Annotated in this window: 18 protein-coding genes; 13 read left to right on the top strand and 5 right to left on the bottom strand. The window is 41.6% G+C overall.

Annotated features, from left to right (window positions below; translation table 11 throughout):
- The first annotated feature begins 10 nt into the window (after positions 1-10).
- Complete coding sequence (locus ACSR9O_RS16535) at positions 11-913, top strand: LysR family transcriptional regulator (protein ID WP_260358475.1); 903 nt, start codon at positions 11-13, stop codon at positions 911-913.
- A gap of 156 nt (positions 914-1,069) precedes the next feature.
- Complete coding sequence (locus ACSR9O_RS16530) at positions 1,070-1,771, top strand: alpha/beta fold hydrolase (RefSeq protein WP_101223164.1); 702 nt, start codon at positions 1,070-1,072, stop codon at positions 1,769-1,771.
- Between the two features lie 43 nt (positions 1,772-1,814).
- On the opposite strand, the gene ACSR9O_RS16525 is transcribed toward ACSR9O_RS16530, so the two are convergent.
- Positions 1,815-2,423 carry a TetR/AcrR family transcriptional regulator gene (locus tag ACSR9O_RS16525; RefSeq protein WP_491724729.1) on the bottom strand — a complete coding sequence of 203 codons (609 nt, stop codon included), beginning with the start codon at positions 2,421-2,423 and terminating at the stop codon, positions 1,815-1,817.
- A gap of 191 nt (positions 2,424-2,614) precedes the next feature.
- Here ACSR9O_RS16525 and ACSR9O_RS16520 point away from each other — a divergent pair, with 191 nt between their 5' ends.
- Entirely contained in the window at positions 2,615-3,373 is a 759-nt protein-coding gene (locus ACSR9O_RS16520) for an SDR family oxidoreductase (protein ID WP_101223162.1), read from the top strand.
- Between the two features lie 392 nt (positions 3,374-3,765).
- Here the strand turns inward: ACSR9O_RS16520 and ACSR9O_RS16515 are convergent, their stop codons facing one another.
- The 3 genes from ACSR9O_RS16515 to ACSR9O_RS16505 all read right to left on the bottom strand — a co-directional run bounded on the left by ACSR9O_RS16515 (position 3,766) and on the right by ACSR9O_RS16505 (position 7,380).
- On the bottom strand, positions 3,766-4,467 hold the full coding sequence (locus ACSR9O_RS16515; RefSeq protein ID WP_101223161.1) for a FadR/GntR family transcriptional regulator: 702 nt from the start codon (positions 4,465-4,467) through the stop codon (positions 3,766-3,768).
- A 161-nt stretch (positions 4,468-4,628) separates the two neighbouring features.
- A complete protein-coding gene (gudD, locus tag ACSR9O_RS16510) occupies positions 4,629-5,987 on the bottom strand; it encodes a glucarate dehydratase (protein ID WP_230176611.1) in 1,359 nt (452 codons plus the stop codon).
- A 31-nt stretch (positions 5,988-6,018) separates the two neighbouring features.
- Positions 6,019-7,380 carry an MFS transporter gene (locus tag ACSR9O_RS16505; protein ID WP_101223159.1) on the bottom strand — a complete coding sequence of 454 codons (1,362 nt, stop codon included), beginning with the start codon at positions 7,378-7,380 and terminating at the stop codon, positions 6,019-6,021.
- Positions 7,381-7,698: 318 nt separating this feature from the next.
- Here ACSR9O_RS16505 and kdgD point away from each other — a divergent pair, with 318 nt between their 5' ends.
- The 9 genes from kdgD to ACSR9O_RS16460 all read left to right on the top strand — a co-directional run bounded on the left by kdgD (position 7,699) and on the right by ACSR9O_RS16460 (position 18,757).
- Entirely contained in the window at positions 7,699-8,631 is a 933-nt protein-coding gene (gene kdgD / locus ACSR9O_RS16500; protein WP_101223158.1) for a 5-dehydro-4-deoxyglucarate dehydratase, read from the top strand.
- A gap of 18 nt (positions 8,632-8,649) precedes the next feature.
- A complete protein-coding gene (gene gucD / locus ACSR9O_RS16495) occupies positions 8,650-10,113 on the top strand; it encodes an alpha-ketoglutaric semialdehyde dehydrogenase GucD (RefSeq protein ID WP_101223157.1) in 1,464 nt (487 codons plus the stop codon).
- Between the two features lie 68 nt (positions 10,114-10,181).
- Positions 10,182-11,717 carry a galactarate dehydratase gene (gene garD, locus ACSR9O_RS16490; RefSeq protein WP_491724728.1) on the top strand — a complete coding sequence of 512 codons (1,536 nt, stop codon included), beginning with the start codon at positions 10,182-10,184 and terminating at the stop codon, positions 11,715-11,717.
- A gap of 152 nt (positions 11,718-11,869) precedes the next feature.
- Positions 11,870-12,322 carry a GNAT family N-acetyltransferase gene (locus ACSR9O_RS16485; protein ID WP_101223155.1) on the top strand — a complete coding sequence of 151 codons (453 nt, stop codon included), beginning with the start codon at positions 11,870-11,872 and terminating at the stop codon, positions 12,320-12,322.
- 121 nt (positions 12,323-12,443) lie between these two features.
- On the top strand, positions 12,444-12,764 hold the full coding sequence (locus ACSR9O_RS16480) for a hypothetical protein (RefSeq protein WP_101223154.1): 321 nt from the start codon (positions 12,444-12,446) through the stop codon (positions 12,762-12,764).
- A 112-nt stretch (positions 12,765-12,876) separates the two neighbouring features.
- Complete coding sequence (locus ACSR9O_RS16475) at positions 12,877-13,326, top strand: ASCH domain-containing protein (RefSeq protein WP_491724727.1); 450 nt, start codon at positions 12,877-12,879, stop codon at positions 13,324-13,326.
- A gap of 90 nt (positions 13,327-13,416) precedes the next feature.
- Complete coding sequence (locus ACSR9O_RS16470) at positions 13,417-14,115, top strand: polysaccharide deacetylase family protein (RefSeq protein WP_434167683.1); 699 nt, start codon at positions 13,417-13,419, stop codon at positions 14,113-14,115.
- A 710-nt stretch (positions 14,116-14,825) separates the two neighbouring features.
- Positions 14,826-17,861, top strand: coding sequence for an efflux RND transporter permease subunit (locus ACSR9O_RS16465; RefSeq protein WP_434167682.1), 3,036 nt, complete (start codon positions 14,826-14,828; stop codon positions 17,859-17,861).
- A gap of 242 nt (positions 17,862-18,103) precedes the next feature.
- Positions 18,104-18,757 (top strand): DsbA family oxidoreductase, encoded by a 654-nt coding sequence (locus tag ACSR9O_RS16460; RefSeq protein WP_491724726.1) that lies wholly within the window; start codon positions 18,104-18,106, stop codon positions 18,755-18,757.
- A gap of 175 nt (positions 18,758-18,932) precedes the next feature.
- Here ACSR9O_RS16460 and ACSR9O_RS16455 read toward each other — a convergent pair whose 3' ends face one another.
- Entirely contained in the window at positions 18,933-19,568 is a 636-nt protein-coding gene (locus ACSR9O_RS16455; RefSeq protein ID WP_491724725.1) for a hypothetical protein, read from the bottom strand.
- A 290-nt stretch (positions 19,569-19,858) separates the two neighbouring features.
- Here ACSR9O_RS16455 and ACSR9O_RS16450 point away from each other — a divergent pair, with 290 nt between their 5' ends.
- Positions 19,859-20,371 carry a flavodoxin domain-containing protein gene (locus tag ACSR9O_RS16450; RefSeq protein ID WP_491724724.1) on the top strand — a complete coding sequence of 171 codons (513 nt, stop codon included), beginning with the start codon at positions 19,859-19,861 and terminating at the stop codon, positions 20,369-20,371.
- Positions 20,372-20,373 lie beyond the last annotated feature (2 nt).

Raw genomic sequence — 20,373 nt, 5'->3', positions numbered from 1 at the left:
GAGTGGGAAAATGGAAATATTACAGTTGCAGTACTTTCAAACCGTAGCACGACTGGAACATATGACGAAGGCTGCGGAACAACTTCAAATAGCTCAGCCATCCCTCAGTAAAACCATATCCCGGCTTGAAGAGGATTTGGGTGTCGCACTTTTCGATAGGGAACACCGGAAAATCAAGCTCAATGCAGCCGGCCGAATATTCTTGAACCGGGTCGAACGCGCTTTTGCGGAACTGAATGAAGGAAGGCGCGAAATAGTGGAATTAGCAGATCAAGACCAAAAGAACATCACTTTGGCCGTTACCATTCCCAGGGTCCTACCTGATTTATTGGGTGCATTTTTATCTCAGTACCCAGATGTCCGTTTTCAACAATTCCTAAAATCCATATCATCAATGAAGCAGCTTTTAATTGAAGGAGAAATCGATTATTGCATATCGTCCGTTCCGATCGAAGGACCAGACTTAAGGTGGGAACCGCTGATCACCGAAGAAATATACTTGATCGTGCCTCCCAATCACCGGCTGGCTGGCAGGGAAAGCATAACACTCAAAGAAGTGAAAGATGAACCATTCATCAGTATGAATACAGGCTTCGGGTTCCGCAGCCTAACCGACCAATTGTGCCTCGAAGCGGGATTCGTCCAGCACATTGCCTTCGAAGGAGATGAACCAGCTGTCATCTCGGACCTTGTCAGGAAAGGGTTGGGGATCGCCTTCGTATCCGAATTGACATGGCTTCATCAAACCGGATCATTATCCCATAAAATCCGAATAACAGAACCTGTTTGTCAAAGAACAATAGGGCTTGGCTGGTCAGAAAAACGCTACTTCACCGCAGTAGCCAAGCAATTTCGGTTATTTGTCATGGATTACTTCGCTGCCGTCAATTCCGCTAGGCTAAAGGATGAATAAATGTGGTAAAGGTCGAATAAATCGCCGGTTAGGGCGAATAAATGGGTGAAGGCATAAAAAGTATAATTTAATTATAGAGAACATAGTATTCTAGGAGGTTTTTATTAAATATATCGGGTTCAAAATGACGAATCCGATCCTAGGAGATGAATGGAGATGGAAATACGGGTTAATCAAATTGAGTTGAATGGACTCACGTTTCAATATCGGGAGAGCGGGGATGTTTCTGCACCGCCGCTTGTTGTTCTTCACGCGCTGGGGAAAAGTGCAGATTCATGGGATCAAGCGGCTGCAGCATTAGGAGAAAATTATCGTGTTTTAGCCTTAGATCAACGGGGCCACGGTGGGAGTGCGAGAACTAATACATACACTTTTGAATTGATGTGCGATGATTTGCTTCATTTTGCGGATGCGCTTAATTTGGGAAGGTTTTCGCTAATGGGGCATTCCATGGGGGGAACAGTTTCCTATCTGTTCTCGCAAACTTTTCCTTCGAGGATAGATAGGTTGATTGTCGAAGACACGCCTCCTCCTTTTTCGGATAAGCCAATGGAGGTTCCTTCCAAACCTGCTGTCCCACTGCCGTTTGATTGGCAGGTAGTGCCTTCGATTCTACAGCAGCTTAATGAACCCGATCCCAAATGGTGGGCGCGCCTTACCGATATTATGTTGCCGACGCTTGTTATAGGGGGCGGGTCGAGCCATATTCCACAAAACAAATTGCAGGAAGTTTCCGAGCTTATTCCGAATTGCGAATTGGTGACGATAGAGGATGCCGGACACTTTGTCCATGAAGATAATTTACCAGCTTTCTTGGCTGCCGTAACAAGGTTTCTTTCCAAAGGACAGGCGTTTTAATAGGGCTTAAGAGGGTTGCCGATACAGCCCTCTTATTCCTGCTTTAAAATGTATGGTTTATTTTAAAGACGGAATTTACCGATTTATTATTCAGGATTTCAAGCAACTGTTCAGCCATATAGCCAGCGCTATATTTAAAGCTAGTGTTGACCCATTCGATGATCATGCCTAATATCGCATACGCTTGGTAGCTGGAGGCAAGTTCTATATTGATCTTAGGGTTCGGCCGGTAATCTTCGAGGTCCTCCAATGGAAGTTTCTTTAACTCATTACAAATCCGTTCCAGTAATGTAGGCCATGCATTCGACTTTAGGATAAGGGTATAAATGTTTGCATAGTTAGCTACATGTTCAAATATTTTGATGACTGAAGCCGTTAGTTCATTGATGGTGAAAGTATCAACGTTCTTATAAGGTTCCCGGTAAGATATGATCAAATCGGCAATGACATCTTCCATGACCTCTTCAAGCAGTTCCTCTTTGTACTGATAGTGTTTATAAAATGTACCCCGATTAAGGTCGGCGAGTTCTACAATGTCAGTAATCGATATATCCCTGAAATCCTTATTTTGCATTAATGATATGAGGGATTCTTTCAAAGCCATTTTGGACTTCCTGATCCTTCTATCAATCCCAGTGTTATTATCAGTCATTTTCTTCACCCTTTGTTCGTTATTGTGCTTTTAATGAACATAATGACCACTATCTGTTCATTGTTCAACATCGAGGTCATCATTTGCTGATTGTATAAGCCTACTGAAACTAATTATACTATAAAGGAAGGTAGTTAATGAACATCTGTACAATAAGTATCACTTCACTAGAATGAATGGGGGAGTTCATAATGAAATTACAAGACAAAGTTGCAGTAGTGACAGGTGCAGCGTCAGGCATGGGAAAACAAATTGCTATAGATTATGCTAGAGAAGGTGCGAAAGTCGTCGTATCGGACTTAAATCTTGATGGTGCGAACGAGACGGTAGAAGAAATAAAAGCGAATGGCGGAATGGCCTTTGCCATTAAAACGAACGTGGCGGTGGAGGAAGATATTCAACATTTGATAGATACCACGGTCAGTACTTACGGTACGGTGGATATTTTGGTGAATAACGCGGGTATCATGGATGGCATGGAACCTGCTGGAGACATTGAAGATTCTAGATGGGATCGGATTTTTGCCATTAACACGACTAGCGTCATGCGTTCGACTAGAAAGGTGTTGCCGATCTTTTTAGAAAAACAAAAAGGGGTCATCATCAATATTGCTTCTGCTGGCGGTTTGTACGGTGCTCGAGCAGGTGCAGCATACACTGCCTCTAAGCACGCAGTCGTTGGGTTCACAAAAAACACGGGCTTTATGTATGCCAATAAAGGGATTCGCTGCAATGCAATAGCACCAGGCGGAGTTGAAACCAATATTGGTTCCAGCATGACGAATATCAATGAGTTTGGCTTCTCTCGCCAACAATTGGGTATGGCTATCAATCCACGCAATGGCAAACCTGAGGAAATCGCTAAAGTGGCATTATTCCTTGCTTCAGACGATTCCAGTTTTGTTAATGGTACTGTCATCACCGCAGATGCTGGTTGGAGTGCATATTAAGCCCGTAAATTAAAAAGAATGGTCAAGAACTTAGTGACTGATATATGCATTCCTGCTAGTTAGCAGGGATGCATTTTTTTGAGTGGAGCATAGGCAGGATCATTGTAGGGGGAATTTGGTTAGCCAGACAATTTGCTAGAGGAAGTTTTTACTTCATTCGGTAGTCCTGACATTGTCATTTCAATCGAAAGTGGATAAGTGGGGGCTGGATAGTTCGAACTACTATCCAGTTTTTCTCTCAAAAAGAATTATGCTATCAATTGGATTTAAAAGATAAGTTGAACTCTGAAATCTTGGAAGCAAAATAGGTTCCCAGAAAAAATCCACTTTCCCTATGAAATTGGATCACTGAGTGATCCATCAGTTTGCTGCGATACCTCTCAAACGATATATTAATTGGCGTGAGAATATTGAAGGACTTTCTGACGGACGTAATCAAGGTGTTTGTACATTTGGCTAAATGCTTCATGCGGATCATGTGCTGCAAGTGCCGCATAGATGGCTTTATGATACTTTACAGTCAGTTCCCGTTCTCTGAATTGAATCAGGCTATTAATTTTATTATGTGTAATCAATAAAGAATCGATCATGCCTTCAATAATGGGATTGTTTGCACTTAAAGCTATGATCTTGTGAAATTCTTTATCGGCCTCTCCATAATCGTTGTCTTCACTATTGGCAATCGTCTCAATCGTAACTTGCAGTTTCTCCAATTGTTCGTCTGTGATCTTCTCGGCAGCCATCGTTACTAATCCCAACTCCAAAGCCATTCGCGCTTCGATGATCGCTGGTAAATTATCTGTAGCCAGCGCCAGCATGACAGAGAATGGATGTGTACCGATTTTATCGTTAAAAAAGGTTCCTTCACGTGTTTTTCGAGTAATGACACCTAGTGTATCAAGTGCACTGAGCGCCTCACGTAAAACAGGCCTGCTTACTTCAAGTTCTTTCATAAGTTCCATTTCAGGAGGCAGTTTGTCGCCCGCTTTCATTTGTCCGCTGACGAGCAGATGCACAATTTGATCCACGACTTGTTGTGAAAGAGTGTTGCGATGTACCGATTGTACGCCTAATTTCTTTGACGATTCTTCCATTGTGTAACCCCTTTTCTGTTAAATCCTATATGTATTCATACTGTAAGACTAATTATATAATATAATACACTTATTTGCATGTGAGTATGAGAAGACCTACGTCCAAAAAAAGTAAAATGCGCCTCTCTAAAGAGAGAGACGCACGCAATGTAGGAAAAAAATCATCTCACAAGGCAAGGAGATTTTGGATTGAACTTCCATCCGGAAACCAGGTATTGCATCGCCATTGAATCATCACGGGCACCAAGTCCTTTTTGTTTATAAAGCTGGTGTGCCTTCTCGATTTGTTCCATATCCACTTCAATTCCAAGTCCAGGTTTGGAAGGGACATCGACCATACCGCCGACAATTTTAAAAGGTTCTTTCGTCAAACGCTGCCCATCCTGCCAAATCCAGTGGGTATCGATTGCTGTGATTTTTCCTGGTGCGGCTGCTGCAACGTGTGTAAACATGGCAAGTGAAATGTCAAAGTGATTATTCGAGTGTGATCCCCATGTCAATCCCCAGTCGTTGCACATTTGAGCGACACGGACGGAGCCCTGCATCGTCCAAAAATGCGGATCGGCAAGAGGGATGTCCACGGATTGAAGTTGAATGGAGTGCCCCATTTGCCTCCAGTCCGTTGCAATCATGTTCGTTGCGGTTGGAAGGCCCGTTGCACGCCTGAATTCCGTCATGATTTCCCGGGCGGAAAAACCATTTTCCGCTCCGCATGGATCTTCCGCATAAGCTAAAACATGATGCTGATCCCTGCAAAGTTTAATCGCATCCTCAAGCAGCCAGCCGCCATTTGGATCAAGCGTGATCCTGGCTTCAGGGAAGCGTTCCGCAAGTGCCGTCACCGCTTCGATTTCTTCCTCCCCGCGTAAAACCCCGCCTTTCAATTTAAAATCATTAAATCCATAGCGAGAATGGGCGGCTTCTGCCAAGCGGACAATCGATTCGGGTGTCAGCGCTTCCTCATGACGGAGGCGAAGCCAGTCATCTTCCGCTTCCGGTTCGCTTAAATAACCAAGATCTGTTTTATTGCGGTTACCTACATAAAATAAGTAGCCCAGCATTTCCACCTTATCACGCTGCTGTCCCTCACCGAGAAGGGCTGCGACAGGAACACCTAAATATTGGCCAACTAAATCAAGAAGTGCCGCTTCCAATGCTGTTACGGCATGAATGGCAATACGGAGATCGAACGTCTGAAGGCCGCGCCCTCCAGCATCGCGGTCCCCAAACTGCTTACGGATGGTATTCAGAATGTTGTTGTATGCCCCAATGGACTGGCCGACAACCAATTGTTTGGCATCTTCTAGAGTTTGGCGGATTTTTTCGCCCCCAGGAACTTCACCTACACCTGTATTACCCGCATTGTCTTTTAGAATGACAATGTTCCGGGTGAAATATGGAGCATGGGCACCACTTAAGTTCAGCAGCATGCCGTCATGGCCCGCAACTGGAATAACGCTCATTTCTGAAATTACCGGTGTGCCGACTTTTACATTATCCTTAAGCAATTGATTGTTCATAATTTTTCCCCCTACTAGAATATTTAGTTGACTATGATTTTAACTCTACACGTTTAATTTCACCAACCAGGAATAAGTAACTTAAAATAGCGACAAGAGCATTGGCACATACGAAGACTAGCGCCCCATTGAACGACCCTGTCGTGGCAATGATATATCCGATGATGATCGGTGTTGTAATGCCGGCAATGTTACCGAATGTGTTGAAAAGCCCGCCGCTGACACCGGACATTTCTTTTGGTGAGGTATCGGCCACAACCGCCCAGCCTAATGCCCCAAATCCTTTACCGAAAAACGCAAGGGCCATAACGAAAATGACAACCCATTCCGTATCTACATAGTTTGCTGCTACCAAGCTCATCGATAGAATCATCCCAACAACAATTGGCATTTTTCGGGCGACAGTCAATGAGAATCCCTTCCGTAACAAGAAATCCGAGAATGTACCTCCGAGAATACCGCCAAAAAATCCACAAATGGCGGGAAGGGAAGCGACGAATCCAACTTCAAGAATGGTCATGCCTCTTTCTTGTACAAGGTACACAGGAAACCATGTCAGGAAAAAGTACGTTAACGTCGTAATGCAATATTGTCCTAGATAAACACCTAACAGCATGCGGTTTGATAAAAGCTGCTTAATATGATTCCAGTTGACGCCTTTCTTTTCCTCCTTATTTGCACTGGTTTGATCCATATTGATCAAAGCGCCGCCAGCTTCGATATATTCAAGCTCAGCTTTGTTGATACGAGGATGTTCCTTCGGGCCATAAATCGTTTTCAGCCAGATGAAAGCAACGATGATTCCTAAAGCACCCATAAAGAAGAAGACATATTCCCAACCAAATTTATACGTAATGTAACCCATGATCGGTGCAAAGAGAACGGTTGCAAAATACTGGGCGGAATTGAAAGTGGCAGCCGCGGTTCCGCGTTCATGGCTTGGGAACCATGTAGCGACGATGCGGCTGTTGGCCGGGAAGGAAGGCGCTTCTGCCAATCCAACTAAAAAACGCAGGCCGAACAATACGATGACAGCTGTTCCGGCAGAACCGAAAAAACCTAGAAACCCTTGTAAAAGCGTAAAGGCAGACCATAACGTGATACTCCAAAAGTAAACCTTTTTTGAGCCAAAACGGTCTAAAAGCCATCCGCCTGGAATTTGTCCTGCTACATAAGACCAAGCGAAAGCGGAGAAAACGTAGCCCATCATGACTGAATCGAGACCAAGCTGACCAGACATGTCCGTACCCGCAATTGATAGCGTCGCACGATCCGCATAATTCAGAGCAGTGACCAAAAAGAGCATAAAGACAATGAACCATCGTGTGCGTGTTTTTTTCTGGGCACTTGGTAGTTTAGGAGATGGTTGAAAAACTTTTTCTTCAGCGTTCATATACTCACTTCCTTAATCGTATTTAATTATATTTTCATTTGATACCGCTTACAATGTTAACTGTTTCCTCCTTCGTGAAAATTCTTAATATTTAGTTTTGTCCAATGGTAAGACAAATAAAATTGTTTGTCAATGGCTTTTTTTCGTAAATCATTTTTCATTTTAGCTCCTTAATTATCGTGTTTTTTTGTATATAGTAGAAGTGAAATTATTGAGGTTTAAGGTAATGTTAGTTTTTTCAGAAAATAAAAAAATACGATTGACCAGAAGGTCTATTTGTCTTACAATAAAACAATAATACACAAGGGGGAATAAATAATGAATAAGACTCGCAAGGCACCTAAAGGAATACTCGGATTTCCCGTGGCACCATTCACAACGAGTAATAAGCTTGATGAACAAGCACTCGCCCAAAATATCCAATTTTTATTAGATGAGGGACTCGAGGCTATTTTCGTGGCATGTGCAGCAGCGGAATATCCTTCGTTAAGTAAAGAGGAATATGAAGCGATGGTAGAGGTAGCCGTATCCGTCACGGCTGGAAAAGTACCTGTATACACAGGGGTAGGCGGGAATATTCAAACTTCCCTCGAACTTGCCAGAATATCAGCGGATAGAGGGGCAGACGGTTATTTAATATTACCTCCATATCTCGTTACTGGAGAACAGGCAGGTCTGGCTGCTTATTTCAAAACCATCGCAGAAAGTACAGACTTAAATTCCATAGTATATCAGCGTGATAATGTTTCATTTTCACTTTCAACTTTGGAAGCGCTTGCTGAGGTCCCGCAGGTGGTCGGCGTCAAAGACGGCCTGGGCAATATGGAGTTGAATGGACTCCTTACACAAACCTTCGGAAAACGTTTCGGCTGGCTTAACGGAATGCCGCTTGCGGAAGTTACCATGTCGGCCTACGTTCCACTTGGCTTTGACTCATATTCATCGGCGATATCCAATTACATCCCGCATATCTCACGAAAATTCTATAATGGCATTTTGAGCGGAGATCAGGAAACGGTCAATGAAATTTACCAACAGGTCATCATGCCAATCAACAATATTCGCCGTCAGAGAAAGGGATATGCCGTTTCGCTCATTAAAGCAGGTATGGAGATTATGGGAATGCCGGTTGGGCAAACAGTCAGATTACCAATTCTTCCGGTGGAAAAAGAACATTATGCAGAAATGCAAACGATATTAGAGAATGCTTTAAATCGTTTTCCAAAAGAAACACCAATTCAATCAATCTAATAAGGGTGGGGATTATATATGATAACTACAGTTCAAACAAAAACGTATCTTAACTATATTAACGGTGAATGGGTTGCTTCTATTTCAAATGAAGTTGAAAAAAGTTTAAACCCGGCAGATAAACAGGCAATTGTCGGATATGTACAAAAATCTACCAAGGATGACTTGAACCTGGCTGTGGAAGCTGCGAAAAAGGCGAAAGAAAAATGGCGCAAACTAGCTGGTTCAGAGCGCGGGGAGTATCTATATAAAGCAGCGCAAATTCTTGAAAAGCGGATTGATGAAATCGCAGAATGTGCAACACGGGAAATGGGAAAGACCTTTGCTGAAACAAAAGGGGAAACGGCACGCGGCATTGCGATCCTGAAATACTATGCAGGAGAAGGAATGCGTAAAGTGGGGGATGTCATTCCATCCACCGATAGTTCAGCGCTTATGTTCACGACGCGAGTCCCGCTTGGCGTTGTGGGCGTCATAACACCTTGGAATTTCCCAATCGCCATCCCAATTTGGAAGATGGCTCCTGCTCTCGTATATGGGAATACGATTGTGGTCAAGCCAGCCACCGAGACGGCCATCACCTGTGCGAAGATCATGGAGTGTTTTGAAGAAGCCGGTTTACCGGCGGGTGTAATCAATATGGTCACAGGACCGGGCAGTGTCATCGGGCAGGGCATCGCTGATCACGAAGATGTAAACGGCATTACCTTTACCGGCTCAAACGGCGTTGGAAAAAGGATTGGACAAGCGGCGTTAGCACGCGGAGCGAAATACCAGCTTGAAATGGGCGGGAAAAACCCGGTCATCGTTGCAGCGGATGCGGATCTTAATCTGGCTGTAGAAGCCGTCATTACAGGTGCGTTCCGTTCAACGGGGCAAAAATGTACCGCGACAAGCCGTGTCATCGTTGCAGCTGAAGTTTATGAAGAGTTCAAGCAGCTGCTGGTGAAAGAAACGAAAGGCATTTCCATCGGGGATGGATTGGACAGCGGGACATGGATGGGACCATGTGCTAGCGAAAATCAATTGAATACGGTTCTTTCCTATATTAAAAAAGGAGTGGAAGAAGGCGCTGAACTTCTAATTGGCGGGAAGCGTGCTGAAGAAGGCCCTCAGGCAAATGGCTTTTATGTAGAGCCTACTATTTTTGATAACTGCACGTCAGATATGACGATTGTACAGGAAGAAATTTTTGGTCCGGTAATTGCTTTATTGAAAGCTGATTCAGTTGAAGAGGCCCTGCAACTTGCGAACAGCGTGGAATACGGCCTTAGTGCTTCGATTTTCACAGCGAATATCAAACATTTGCTTTCATTTGTTAACGATATGGAAGCGGGATTGATCAGGGTCAACGCTGAGAGCGCTGGCGTTGAATTGCAGGCGCCATTTGGCGGCATGAAAAACTCCAGCTCCCACTCCAGGGAACAAGGAGAAGCAGCAAAAGAGTTTTTTACATCCATTAAAACGGTGTTTGTAAAATAATAACCCTCTCGTGTATCGTGTATCTTTAGTGATGACTGTTTGCTTTTTTAGAATGAAGGAGTGGTAAAGTGGATACGAAAACGCAACTGACGGAGGTTCCGCTTTATATTAAGGTAAATAAGATTGATAATGTCGCCATCGTGGTTAATACGGGGGGCTTGGATCAAGGAACCGTTTTCTCTTGTGGGCTTGAATTGAAAGAAAGAGTACCACAAGGTCACAAAGTGGCTTTGATGGATATAGTCGAGAATGAAGCCATCATACGCTATGGGGAAGTTATCGGTTATGCGGCTGAATCCATCAGTAAGGGCAGTTGGATTGACGAGTCGTTGGTGATACTGCCGGCTTCTCCAGATTTAAAGGCATTACCGGTAGCAAATGATATACCGAAAACTTTACCCCCACTTGAAGGGTATACATTTCAAGGATTCCGCAATGAAGACGGCAGTGTTGGAACCAAGAATATATTAGGCATTACAACTAGCGTTCAATGTGTTGTGGGCGTTCTGGATTTTGTCGTGAACCGGATAAAAAAAGAGCTACTCCCGAAGTATCCCAATGTTGATGATGTTTTCGCCATAAATCACAACTATGGGTGCGGAGTCGCTATCAATGCACCGGAAGCGGTTATTCCCATTCGCACGATACAGAACCTTGCGAAACACCCAAATTTCGGCGGGGAAGCCTTGGTAGTTGGATTAGGGTGTGAAAAACTTTCTCCAATGAGAATAAATCCAAGCGGGGATGATTCAGATATCATTTCACTTCAGGATCAGCAGGGATTTGCGGGAATGGTCCAATCCATTATGGAAATGGCCGAGGAACGTTTAATCAAGTTGAACCGCAGGCAGCGGGAGACATTTCCGGTTTCCGAATTAGTCATCGGTACACAGTGCGGAGGAAGTGATGCCTTCTCTGGTGTGACAGCTAACCCTGCAGTAGGATATGCTACAGATCTGTTAGTTAGAGCAGGGGCAACCGTTCTATTCTCTGAAGTCACAGAAGTACGGGATGCGATTCATCTATTGACGCCTCGAGCGGTGAATGAAGAAGTAGGAAGAGCCTTAATAAAGGAAATGGATTGGTATGATAACTACCTTGCTTTAGGTGATGCTGATCGAAGTGCCAATCCGTCGCCTGGAAACAAAAAAGGCGGATTGGCCAATGTAGTGGAAAAATCATTAGGCTCCATTGCCAAATCCGGAGGCAGCCCCATTTCAGGCGTATTGGCTCCAGGTGAAAAAGCAACGGAAAAAGGGCTGATTTTTGCAGCTACACCAGCTAGTGACTTTGTTTGCGGAACACTGCAGCTCGCTTCCGGTATGCACCTTCAAGTTTTTTCAACTGGAAGAGGCACACCTTATAATCTCGCAATGGCTTCCGTCATCAAAGTATCTACACGAAATACATTGACAGAGCAATGGAAAGATCTGATCGATATAAATGCTGGAACTATCGCTACTGGTGAAGCAACGATTGAGGATGTTGGATGGGAAATATTTCACCTTATTTTGGAAGTGGCCAGCGGTAAAAAGAAAACCTGGGCAGAGCATTGGGGCCTGCATAATGATTTGGCATTGTTCAATCCTGCTCCAATTACTTAATAATGATTTACTGGACGGACTTCCTTTTAATAGAGGAAGTCCGTCCTTTTTCCTTCCAGAAAAGAGGAACGCTGGACTATTAGCAGAAGTTATTAATGAACGTTTGGTTTTCATCATGACGAGATACTGAAGTACATATCAGGAGGGATAGCATGGTCACATTCAGGAATGCGACGGCAAAAGATTTAAGTGAAATAGTACAGATGCTTGCGGATGATGTTTTGGGGAAGGAAAGGGAGCGCTATGAAAATCCCCTTCCTGAAAGCTATATAAAAGCATTTGAATCCATTGATGCAGATGGAAATAATGAATTGATCGTAGCATGTCTTGGTGAGGAAATCGTTGGGGTACAGCAAATCACGTTCACTCCTTACATTACCCATCAAGGCGGTTGGAGAGCTACGATCGAAGGGGTTCGGACGGCATCTACAGAACGAGGGAAAGGTATTGGAAGCAAGTTGATTCAATATGCGATTGACCGTGCAAGGAAGCGGGGCTGCCATATCATTCAGCTGACGACCGATAAAAAGCGGGAAGAAACGTTGCGTTTTTATGAACGTTTAGGATTTAAAGCCACTCATGAAGGCATGAAAATGAAGCTTTAAATTCACGGTCTTTTGTCCCCTTTTTTTGTGCACAACAACTTGTCTGGTATTATATGTTAAAATTATTCGTGAGATATTAATAGATGTATAGGATTTAAAAACTTATGAAAGGGTGAGCTCGATGGAAAACGAAGCATGTATTCAGAAGAGGTATGGTGTAATCAGTTTTACTTCATTCATCATTGGAATCGTTTGCTTTTTTACTGTTTTTATTACACCTATCAGAATCGCAAATTTCGGGAGCCTGACGGGTGATTATATCACATTTTTCCTTACGATTACCGGTATCGTCCTATCTGTCATGGGAATTTTGAAGAAAACGGAGAAAAAAGTGATTTCTATAGTTTCTTTGGTTTTTTCCTCATCTTTCTTTATATTTTGGGTTATCGTCATCACTTTGCTGTTAACTGGTGAAATAGAATGGCCACGTAGATCAAATTAGCGGTTGCAGTGATAGAGTTTAATGAGTTTTGCTTGAAGATAGTTTGGAGTTGAACCAATTGAACCTTTCGTGATGCTCAGGGGAGCTGAAAAATAGAATGGAGAATCATAGAATGAATGTCAAAGCGGAGTTATATTGGAATGAATTTTGGCAGGTGAAAGAAGAAGAAAAACCCCAGTCAGTCAGTGCGTGGCAATTCGGGGCCGATCCCGATCAATTGGCTCGATTAGTGATGGCTGGGATAAAAACGGCTACATGCTCTGGGTATATTTTTTATGAAGAAGAAAATGAACCATTACCATCCGTGGGTGATTACAGCATTATTTTAAGCGGTGAGGATGAGCCCTTAGCCATCATCCAAACAGTGAAAGTCGAAGTATTGCCCATGAATGAAGTGAGCGAAGAGTTTGCCATTGCAGAAGGGGAAGGCGATCGAACATATACATACTGGTGGGACGCACATGAAAAATTTTTTAAAGAAGAATTGGACAGAATCGGACACACCTTTCAAGTAGATATGCTGCTAGTGTGTGTGCGTTTTGAATTGATTCATGTAAAGTGAGTGTAGACGGCTAGCAATAAGTGCTTTCTTTCAGTGATTTGCTATAATAGGTCATTGGATTAAAAAACTTATAGAAAGATAGGTATTTGCATGAAAAAGAAACTGATATTCATTGGATTGGGAATCCTGGTTGTTTTCCTGCTATTGTTTGGTACGTATAAATTAATGAATTCAAGAACATATCAGTTATTCGGTGGATTAACGGATAATGTCGAGACGAATGAAAAAGTGGTCGCTTTGACTTTTGATGATGGCCCATCGAACAATGTAAATCAAATCCTTCCGTTATTGGATAAATACGATGTAAAGGCTACATTCTTCCTGATTGGTAACGAAATCGAAAAGTATCCAGAGGAAGCGGGTAAAATAGCGGAAGCAGGACATCAGATTGGCAATCACACGTATTCCCACAGGCGAATGGTTTTTAAATCGCCCTCTTATATCAAGGCGGAAATCGAGAAAACGGATACATTAATTCAAAACTCCGGATATAAGGGTGAAATTGATGTCCGGCCGCCAAACGGGAAAAAAATCTTAGGTTTGCCTTATTATTTAAATAAAAATGATAGAGAGACCATTACTTGGAATCTGGAACCAGATAGCTATTACACTTCAGCTTCTGACAAAGTGAAGTATGTGAAGGAAAATATAAAACCAGGTTCGATCATCCTGATGCATCCGATGTACGATGATACGGGTAAAGAACTTCAAGCGATTGAAGGGATCTTACAAGAGTTAACGAACGAAGGGTATAGGTTTGTAACGGTCAATGAACTTCAGGAAATGTAGTTTCATTTTTCGTCCAGACGATTTTCGAAGAATCGGGTTGCTGCGGCAGCTCTTTTTTATTTGATATACAGAATAGTACAAAACATGGGCTGCATATTGTTTCTTAATGGAAGGTTGTTGTTAGGGCATGCATTCGCATGAATTTTTCCTTAGTGGAAATAAAGCTATTAAAATGGGGCTGGTTACTTGTATCGGAATAAAAACACCGCTCTGATCATGATTTTATGTATCCTGTTATTCCTATTTCTTGTGGTGCTCATTTTTCGCCACATCACGGTATACTTCGTGTATAGCTCGGGCATCGGCCCGTTATTGCTTATCGGGGTAATGGTTTTTGCTATCGTTATGCTTTTTTTCAAAGGATATAAATAATCGAGTCTGTCTACTGGTTTTAAGGATTTGTACAATTTGAACGTTGCTTTCCTCTCCAGGCACTCGCTTTCCGCGGGCGGTCCGGGAGTCTCCTGGACGCGCTTTTCCCGCAGGAGTCTCGTTCCTTACGTTCCAATCAACTTGGTTTTTAAATTTAGATAGAACCCCTTTTGTCTACAAACTGAGGCTGCTGCGCAGCCTTTTTTTGTTTCTATGTATAGAGATACATAAAGAAATATAAAAATCAATAAAAAATTAACACTACGAAATTAGTAATATATGGTAAGATTTGAAATGGGAATATTTTCTTATAAATTATAATCAGGGGTGATATGTACGTGGAGTTTTTTACTAAGTGGGCGTTTAAGAACAAGGCTGCCGTTTCATTGGTAACCATATTTATTTTGTTGATAGGAGTTGTCAGTTATTTTAAACTGCCGATGGAATTTTTACCATCTGCCGATAATCCTCAAGTTACGATTATCACAATGGGTCAGGGCACTGATTCGAAAACGATGGAAGCACAAGTTACAGATCCAATTGAAAGAGCAGTTACGGGAGTTAAAGGAAAGAGTTCAATATACTCCACCACTGGAGATGGATTTTCAAAAGTAGATCTATTCTTTGAAGCCGGATCGGATATGAAACAAGCGAAACTTGATGTTCAAGAGGCTCTTGGCAGTGTAGCGCTGCCACAAAGCATGGCAAAGCCAACTGTTACACAGTTAAATACATCAATGATTCCCATCTCATTTGTAGCTGTTACTTTTAAGGATGGATTAACAGCTGAAAATATAGACTTTACCAAGAAAGAATTAGAGCCTCTGTATAAAGATATTAAAGGGGTTTCGGATGTACAGACATTTGGAATTTCGCAATCCGTTCTTTCAGTCAAAGTGGATAATGAAGAATTGGCTAAAAAGAAAGTCTCCATTCAAGATGTCATGAGCGTCCTTAACGGTCAGAATGCAGCTCTGGCCGTAGGCGAAAAAGTGATTGATGGGAAGGCAAGTAACATCAAGGTTATCGGTGATTTAACAAGTATTGAAAAATTAGAAGCACTAAAGGTCACTCCGAATGTCGCACTTGGAGAGATAGCAAAAGTTGAAGAAGCGAAGGATGGCAACCTCATCAGTCGTTTTAATGGAAAGGAAAGCATTGATTTAAGCATTATCAAGGACAGTCAATCAAATGCGGTCACAATCAGTAAAGAGGTTGAAAAAGTAGCAAAAGAAATTAATGAAAAGTATAGCGACCAGAAATCGACCATTTATTTATCTACAGCTGATATGGTGGAGACTTCCGTTCAGACGATGGTAAAAGAAGTTCTGCTAGGTGCGTTATTCGCTACGATTGTAATCATGGTCTTTTTACGGAATGTAAGATCTACATTCATTACAATCGTATCCATACCGCTATCTCTTGGATTTACGTTATTTTTGCTGTCATTGTCGGGAGTGACGCTGAATATTTTGACGCTGGGCGGTGTCGCTGTAGCGATCGGGCGCTTGGTGGACGATAGTATAGTTGTTATTGAAAATATTTTCCGGAAAATGCAGCAGGAGAAGATTTCAAAGGAATTGGTGATGGATGCAACGAAAGAGGTGGGAGTGGCGATAACAGCTTCAACCCTTACTACTGTAGCCGTTTTCTTGCCAGTTGCTTTATTGAATGGAGGGCTTCAAGAGTTTCTTCTTCCTTTCGCCCTGACGGTAACTTATTCTTTGCTGGCTTCTTTAATTGTGGCATTGACGGTTGTTCCGTTAATGAGCGCAGGATTGCTGAAAAGGACGGAGCTGCCAAAACATCGACCGGCCAAGCGTTTTACCAAACTGGTTACTTGGTCATTAAATCATAAATGGGTAGTCCTGATTATTGCGATGCTGTTGTTTGTCGGTTCCATTGGTACATATTTTGCCATGCCAAAAGGGGCGATTGATAATTCTTCAGCAGACTATGTCTCCGTGACATTAACTTATCCAAATGATCAGCCTTATGAGAAAGTAAAGGAAAAAGCGATTGAACTCGAAGAAACGATGCAGGATATGAGTGAAGTGGATAATATTTTCATGCAATTAGGAAACTCAGCCGAGACGGCCCAATATGGAGCAGTCACATCACCTACAGAAGCAACTTTCGGCATCCTCGTGAAGGATAAAGCAAATGTAGATTCAATCCTGGAGAAAATGGAAAAGGAACAAGAAAACTATCCTGATGCGAAGCTTACGGCCCAAGCCTCTTCATTTATGATGGGGGCATCAAAGACGAACATTACGATAGATGTGATCGGCAGTAATGTTGAAGATTTGGAACTGACGGCCAATAAGGTCAAAGAAAGTATTCAGGATATTAAAGGAATCGAAGAGGTTACAACAAACCAAGACGAAAAGAAAACGATTTATTCATTCAAGGTAGATCCGGCTAAAGGCAATACAGAACAAATCGGTCAACAATTAGGTATCATGCTTAATAAAACTCCTATTGGCAATATAACCTTGCAGGATAAGCAGACACCTGTCGTCCTTGAACCCATCTTGGATCCTAAAAAACCAGAGGATTTAAAAAGTATCCCGATCATGACAGACGGCGGTCTAGCTCCGGTGTCTAAGGTTGCATCTTTAAATAGTGAAGAGAGTGCAACAACGCAGTTCCATAAAGATGGAGAAACGTATCTTCAATTAACGGCAACGGTCGATCCGACTAAGCTTTCCGATATTGCAAGCAAAATAAATCTTGAGATATTTGGAGATAAAGAGAACAAAGGTCTTGATATTCCGAATGATGTGGAGATTTTAGTCGGCGGGGCCAGTGCTCAGCAGACAGATGATTTTTCCGATTTATTCCTTACGATGTTAATATCGATCGGCATCGTCTTTTTAATCATGGTTATAACATTTAAATCAATCAAAGCACCGATCGCCATTCTATTTTCCTTGCCATTCGCTGCCATTGGAGCGGTATTAGGATTGGTTATCAGTCGAATTCCAGTTGATATTACAGCACTGCTGGGTGCTCTCATGTTAATAGGAATTGTTGTGACAAACGCGATTGTGCTTCTGGATCGAGTCAAACAAAACGAAGAAAAAATGATCATCCGCGATGCGATCGTCGAAGCGACGGCTACAAGATTCCGTCCGATCATAATGACGGCTGTAGCAACAATTTGTGCCATGCTGCCGCTTTTATATAAAAAAGCGGAAACAGGAAGCTTGGTTTCACAAAGTTTAGCGATCGTTGTCATTGGCGGGCTAGCTGTGTCTACACTGCTCACACTTATCGTCATTCCATGTATATACGAATTACTATACTATAAAAAATCGAAAAAACAGAGAAGGAAAAAGAAAGAACCCGTTAACGAACAAATCGAGATGTAGGGAAGCTTAATAAAAAAGTTTGTAGAGAAAAGCAACATTTTCTTTACAAACTTTTTTTCTTTTAAAATAATGGTTGACTTTCCTTTAACCTGTAACTAAAATGATTACAGCGGATGGTAAAACAATTGCCGAAAGCTATCGACTACTGAATGCCATGTTCTTATATTAATATTTTTTTTGCTTTGTATTGTAACTATTACGGTTACAAGTTGAGCTGATAATGAAAAGTGAGGGAATATATTATGACAGTGAAAATTAAAGCGTATTCTGATTTTATTTGCCCATTTTGTTTTTTAGGTAAAGGTCCTTTGGACGAAATAGTGAAGGATAAGGATGTAGAAGTGGAATGGATGCCATTTGAATTGCGTCCGAGTCCACATGCCAAAATCGATCCATGGAAGGAACCCGATAAGTTGAATTCATGGGACTCTTACATTCTGCCTGCTGCGAAAAAGCTAGGGGTTGATATGCGCTTACCCCGTGTCTCCCCGCATCCATATACACATTTTGCATTCGAAGGCTGCCATTTTGCAAAGGAGCACGGAAAAGGGAACGAATTCCACAACAGAGTATTTACCGCGTTTTTTCAAGAGGAACAAAATATTGAAGATATTGAAGTATTGACAAAATTAGCGGGTGAAGTTGAGCTTCCTGTAGAAGACTTTAGAGAAGCGCTAGTGTCACGGAAGTATCGGGAAGTGCACCAACAAGCACTCAAACATGCCTATGAAGAAGCAGATATAAGGGCTGTCCCGACGTTTATTATTGGTGATGAAGTTATTCAAGGACTAGCCAGCAAGGAAAGGCTGGCGCAAGTCATTGAGAAGGTAGAAGCAAAAAATAAACGGAATGAATTTGATGGCTTGCAATGTGATGTTAAGGGGAATTGCCAATAACGTTTTTACTGTCAGGCAAATACGGATTTACTACTGTAATGTCATTTCACGCCCCTCCTTAAAATAGGCTTGATTAATTTTTAGAGTACTTAAATATTACAGAATAACCCCTTTTATCAAACAATAAAACCTTTCTTTTTACTGTTTAATATAAAAGGGGTATTTTTATGTAATTCTATAACTCTAGTTGAATTGTAGTAACAATATTAGAATCATCAACCCATAAATAAGCATTTTTACATTTATGTGTGAAATATCTAATGGCAAAAGTATCTTTTAAATAATCTTTTAAAGTCCAATTGTATAATGAGAGCGAGATTATTGGCCCCTTTGATGTGTTTTTTAAAAAATCTAACACCTTATCGAACTCCATATCTTCGTATTTCTCTATAAATTCAGGTATTATCTTGTATGATTTTTGTGGTTTCCATTCATATTGTGACTTGCTCATTGTCCCATATAGATTTTTTATTATTGGATTTAAATGATTCGACCTGATCAAGGAGAGAGATTCTTGATTCGGCTTACTTAAGATTATTTCTGATGGTAATTCGTTTTCTAATACAACCTTTGTGTTGTCAAAATGCATAATAATTTCTTCGATTACTTGATAATCAATTCTAGTATCGACAAATAACGAAGTAACACTATTTTTATCTTGACAGCCCAACAGTAAAAAGAATTGAGTTAATAGTGAATATTTTTTTTGGACATTGGAATTGGGGATAAATTCCCTGATCTTGAAATCTGAAAAACTGTCTGTATTGTCTTCGAACTGATTATTAGCTTCAAAAGATTTCAACCATTCCATTAGTAGCCCACCTAGTGTTTTTTTATTTAACCTCCAAATAACTATAACCATTTGCAATGGCTGAATAAGTTAAATTATTACATAGTGTATCATGGTTGTTTGTGAAAAAATAGGCTTTTTTACCTAAATATTTTGGTTTTCACTTGATTTTTAGGACATTTATATTATTTTTAAGATGAAGAAGGACTGTTTAATATAATTAACGGAGGTAAATAATTGACAATGAGAATCATTTTCATTTATAGTGAGATGTGTAATGAAATTAATTCTCAATTAGGAAGGTGATATAGATGAAGGTATTCATTGGTTATGTCAGTTTATCCGGTAATACCGAGAAAATGGCTATAAACATAAAGAACAGAATGAAGGCTGTCGGCTGTGAAGTATATATGGAAAGATTGGATACTGTTGAAGTTGATGCTTTAAAGGATTTTGATTTGGCCTTTATCGGTTTATATACATGGAATCTAGAAGAGTTACCGTATGAAGCAAACGAGTTTTATGAAGAAATTGATCAAGTGGACTTTACTGGAGTGAAAGTTGCATTCTTTGGTGCCGGCGACCTGACCCATTCGAAACCCTGCGCCGGGATAGATATCCTTTCCAATAAAATGAAGCAATTTGGATTTGATGTATATGATCAAGTGTTGAAAATACACCATGAAAGCAGTACATACGAACAATTAAGCAAATGCGAAGACTTTGCAGAGCATGCCCTTATATGGGGAAGCAATAGGAAGAAGTGGAGATTCTTCATGTGGGATCGGATGCTAGGCAGCCCCAAATACCTGTATTTTTGTTAAGG

This window comes from Peribacillus sp. B65, assembly GCF_058513295.1.
This window is presented reverse-complemented; position numbering and strand designations above follow the sequence as displayed.